The following is a 3,973-nucleotide window of genomic DNA, read 5'->3' as shown; positions in this document are numbered from 1 at the left end:
CCGGCGACGCGGCGTACGTCGTCATCGCGGCCACGCCGCTGTCGACGCTGGACGACCGCGGCTACCGCGACGCCCAGCTCGCCGCCGGGCTGGTCGAGGGGCGGCTGCACCTGGCGGCGTACGCCCTGGGTGCGGGCGCGTCCGGGATGACCTTCGTCGACTCGGAGGTCCCGCACCTGCTGGCCGAGCCGGACGACCTCGCGGCGTTGCTCTTCACCTGCGTCGGCGTACCGGCGTACCGGTCGCGCGCCGGGGGCGGGCCGGGCGCCCCGGTGGAGGTCCGCCCGGTCGCGCCCCGCCTCGGGCGGTCCTGAACCGCCACCCCGGCAACGGGCGCGGTGTCACGTTGATTGTTGACTATCGATGTGTGGTTCTGAAGAAGACGTTCATCAGTGAGTGGAAGATGCTCGTGGACGCGAACTGGAATCGCGAAAGTTCGATCACATCCATGGCCGTGACCTCCTGGACGACCCTCGAGTGAGGGTCGTGAGTCGCGCGGGGACCCGCACCGCGACCTCACGGTAACCAGCCGCCGGGCGGGACGCGGAGATTCCGGCAAATACCGCCATAAGCCACGCTTAGTGACCGGATCGCCCAGGCACCGGGCATCAGCGCCGTCACCGCAGCCGGCGGTTCCACCAACCCGGCCGCCGACGGGCCAGCTCCCTGAGCCGCCAGTGCTCGGCGTGTTGCGCCACGATGAGCACCGGCACGAGCCCGAGCGTCAGCAGCGGAAGCCAGCGCGGCGCCGAACGGTTCTCCCGCACGAGCGCGGCGAGCGCGGCGGCTCCGGAGACGTACAGGATCGGGTTGTAGAACGGCATGAGTTCCGGCCCCAGCCCCTCGCACTCGCGCAGCCACGGCAGGCCGAGACGGTTGCGCCGGCGCGGCCACCCTCGGAGGTGAGCGATCACCGCGGCCAGGCCGATGCCGTTGCAGACGGCGAGGGCGGCGTCGCCGGACGCTGGGCGGGTGCCCGCCGCCCGCCAGACCGCCCCGGTGCCCAGGGCCCACAGCCCCGCGGCGGGCACCGGACCCAGGATCGACGCCGCCGGCATGCCGACCCCCGCGCCAAGCTCGAAGAAGACGTGCGCCGCAACACCGGCCGTCGCGACCCTCGTCAGGGGTCGGCGCTCGGCCCGGACGGGTGGGGCGCCGAGCCTCGCCAGGGGTCGGCTCCCGGGCCGGACGGGTCGGGTTCCGCCGCCCGCATTCCGACCGGTCCTGCTCGGCATCACGGCGACATCCTCTCGGCGTTCGGAGACCGGTCGTCGCGTTACCCCCTGACCGCCGACCCACACCCCTCCCCCGCCCTCGGCGCGGCCCCGGGCACGTCGCGCCCCGCCATCTCCGGCCCGGGCCAGGTGGGCCCGTCGTTTGTGGCTGGTCGTGGCGGGTAGCCACGCTGCCTCCGAGACGGGAGGACGGGCATGGTGGAGCTGAAGTTCTTCGAAAAGGTGGCCGCACGGGCAGGCGTCACGCCGGAGACGGCGCGGTCCCTGACCCAGGCCACTCTCGGCACCCTCGCGGAGCGGATCAGCGGCGGGGAGGCGGCCGACCTGGCCGACCACATGGCGGACGAACTGCGCCCGTTCCTGGTCAAGGGCAGGGAGGACCCGGAGGCGTTCGCGTACGACGAATTCCTGCGGCGGGTGGCGGAGCGCGCGGGGGTCGAGCGCGGGATCGCGGAGCGCGGGGTCCGCGCCGTCCTGCAGACCCTGCACCGGGTGGTCGGGCACCGGGAGTTCGAGGATGCGATGTCGCAACTGCCGACCGATCTCCGAGCCCTCGCCGAGCCCGTGCCCCGCGCGCCCTGAGGCACCGTGGCCGGGCTCGTGAACGGCACGCCGGGGTGGACCGGTGGGGTTTGCCCGACAGGACCCCGGGAAGCCATCGCGGAACGACGACGCGAGGCGGTTGCTGGCGTCGAATTCTCACGGGGAGGGTGACATGGCCGATCGGGAAAAGCTCCACGACCTGCGTCAGCAGGCCCACAACGCGGGCATCGAGGGCAACTCGAAGATGACCGAGGACCAGCTGCGTCAGGCCCTGCGCAAGGTCGGCAAGGGCGCCGAACCGCAGCTGGCGAAGCGGGAAGCCAAGAGCTGACCGGCTTCGCCGACGCCAGCACCCGGACCGGGGTGCTGGCGTCGCTTCGTCCGGTCGAACCGCCTCCCCGTCCGACGGATCAGAAGAATCTCGATTTGGGCAGCCAGCCGAGAAATCGAGCCTGGGCGTGACCGACCGACAGCGCGGGCAGGTCCTGCAACGCCGCGCTGAGGCAGGAGCCCAGATAGACGGCGAGGGCGACGCGGGGACCGCCGAACTCCACCAGAAGCTGACTCTGCTTGGTGACACACGGCCAGTCCTGCCCGCATCCGGTGCAGGTCCAGGTCGGCGGCATGGGCAGATGACCGGGCGGTGACCGCCGCTGACGGGAGGCGGGCGGCAGGTTCGCCGCTCGGGGACGCACCAGGGCGGCGCCGCGTCTCACGTTGCGTGACTTCGTGGGCGCGGGCGCCGCGGCGAGCGGCAGATAGCAGCGAACGCCGCTGAGGGTCGCGCCGACCCGGACGAGGGCGTCCGGACCGACCTGATGCGGAAGCAGCACCGTCAGGACGTGATGCCCGAGCAGGTCGAAGGATTCCTGGGTGAGTTCGAGCCTGCGGCACAGCCCGGCGAGTATGCGCGGCCCGAGCCAGGTCTGCTCGACCAGAGCGCGGTGCAGCATGTCGTGGACGCAGACACTCAACGCGTCCACGTCCGCGCCGACGCGGGGCGCCAGGCGCGGGTCCGCCCCGATCCTTCTCAGCGCCTCCGTGGCCACCGACCGGACCACCTGCTCCAGAGCCTGAGCGTCCATGGCGTCCCTTCATTGGTGCACCAAGAAGTGAAGGTCGATGAGATGACCGCCGGCGAAGCAGGGAGCGCAATTGTCGTGCCGGTCACCGAAGTGGTGGGAACCAATTGCTCGAAATCACGATTGCTGAGTGCCGGGTCAGGGCGGACTCCGAGATTATCCAAATCGGTTGATCGCCGCAAGGAATGCCATGGCTGGGATTTGCAGAGCACGCCGCCGAGGGGCCGCAGCAGGTGTCGCGGGAGCGGGCGTCGAGGCGGGACGAAAGGCGACGAGTCCCGGTTGGCCCGAGCGAAAATAATCTTCCGCAACATTCATGCTGAATTAAGTTCGTCGATGTCGATGATTCACGCTCTCCCCCGTCAGGGCGGCGGGAAGCACACCTGAAGCGAACCGTAAGCGGGCCCGGGCAGTGTTCCGGGTGTCACCGAGACGGACGCAAAACCCCCAGGAGGACCCCATGCGCAGGATCATCAACTCGACCTACATCACCCTCGACGGCGTCATCGAGAACCCGGCCTGGACCACGCCGTACTTCGACGACGAGGCCGCCGCCTTCGCCGGCGAGCAGACGGAGGCGGCCGACGCGCTGCTGATGGGCCGGCGCACGTACGACGGCTTCGCCGCCGCCTGGCCGAAGATGGACGAGAGCGACCCGACCACCGGCGCGGCCTACTTCAACAACGTCAAGAAGTACGTGGCCTCGACCACCCTGACGAACCCGGAGTGGAACAACACCGAGGTGCTCCAGGGCGACCTGGTCGAGGAGGTCACCAAGCTCAAGGCCCGGGAGGGCAGGGACATCCTGATGTACGGCTACGGCGTAGTCACCCACGCCCTGGTCGAGGCGGGACTGGTGGACGAGGTCCGGTTCTGGATCCACCCCGTGCTCCAGGGCGGCCCCTCGGTCACCTCGCCGCTGGGCGACGTGCCGACGACGCTCGCCCTCGCCGACACCAGGGTCATGAAGAGCGGCGTGATCATCGCGTCCTACCGGCCGGTCAACCGGTAGCGGCCAACGACTGGACCAGGGCCCGGGCCTCGCCCGGGCCCAGGTCGCGCCCGGCCCGGTACGCGGCCGCGAACCCGTCGGCGCCGAGCGCCGCGACGAGG

General features: G+C 71.0%; 5 protein-coding genes and 1 pseudogene. 4 read left to right on the top strand and 2 right to left on the bottom strand.

What is annotated here, in order from left to right:
- A pseudogene (locus NCC78_RS28840) lies at positions 1–314 on the top strand (hypothetical protein); the annotation flags it as partial.
- A gap of 303 nt (positions 315–617) precedes the next feature.
- Here NCC78_RS28840 and NCC78_RS28835 read toward each other — a convergent pair.
- Complete coding sequence (locus NCC78_RS28835; RefSeq protein ID WP_250798464.1) at positions 618–1,031, bottom strand: hypothetical protein; 414 nt, start codon at positions 1,029–1,031, stop codon at positions 618–620.
- A gap of 399 nt (positions 1,032–1,430) precedes the next feature.
- Between NCC78_RS28835 and NCC78_RS28830 the strand changes: the two genes are divergently transcribed.
- A complete protein-coding gene (locus NCC78_RS28830) occupies positions 1,431–1,817 on the top strand; it encodes a DUF2267 domain-containing protein (RefSeq protein WP_250798462.1) in 387 nt (128 codons plus the stop codon).
- Positions 1,818–1,950: 133 nt separating this feature from the next.
- On the top strand, positions 1,951–2,109 hold the full coding sequence (locus NCC78_RS28825; RefSeq protein WP_250798460.1) for a hypothetical protein: 159 nt from the start codon (positions 1,951–1,953) through the stop codon (positions 2,107–2,109).
- A gap of 79 nt (positions 2,110–2,188) precedes the next feature.
- On the opposite strand, the gene NCC78_RS32620 is transcribed toward NCC78_RS28825, so the two are convergent.
- On the bottom strand, positions 2,189–2,827 hold the full coding sequence (locus NCC78_RS32620) for a hypothetical protein (protein WP_372495226.1): 639 nt from the start codon (positions 2,825–2,827) through the stop codon (positions 2,189–2,191).
- Positions 2,828–3,320: 493 nt separating this feature from the next.
- Between NCC78_RS32620 and NCC78_RS28815 the strand changes: the two genes are divergently transcribed.
- Positions 3,321–3,872 (top strand): dihydrofolate reductase family protein, encoded by a 552-nt coding sequence (locus NCC78_RS28815; protein WP_250798458.1) that lies wholly within the window; start codon positions 3,321–3,323, stop codon positions 3,870–3,872.
- Positions 3,873–3,973: the final 101 nt, after the last annotated feature.

It is taken from the genome of Micromonospora phytophila (genome assembly GCF_023656545.1).
GTDB lineage: Bacteria > Actinomycetota > Actinomycetes > Mycobacteriales > Micromonosporaceae > Micromonospora > Micromonospora phytophila.
Note: the sequence above shows the minus strand (reverse complement) of the source record. Positions and strands in the feature narration are given on the sequence as shown.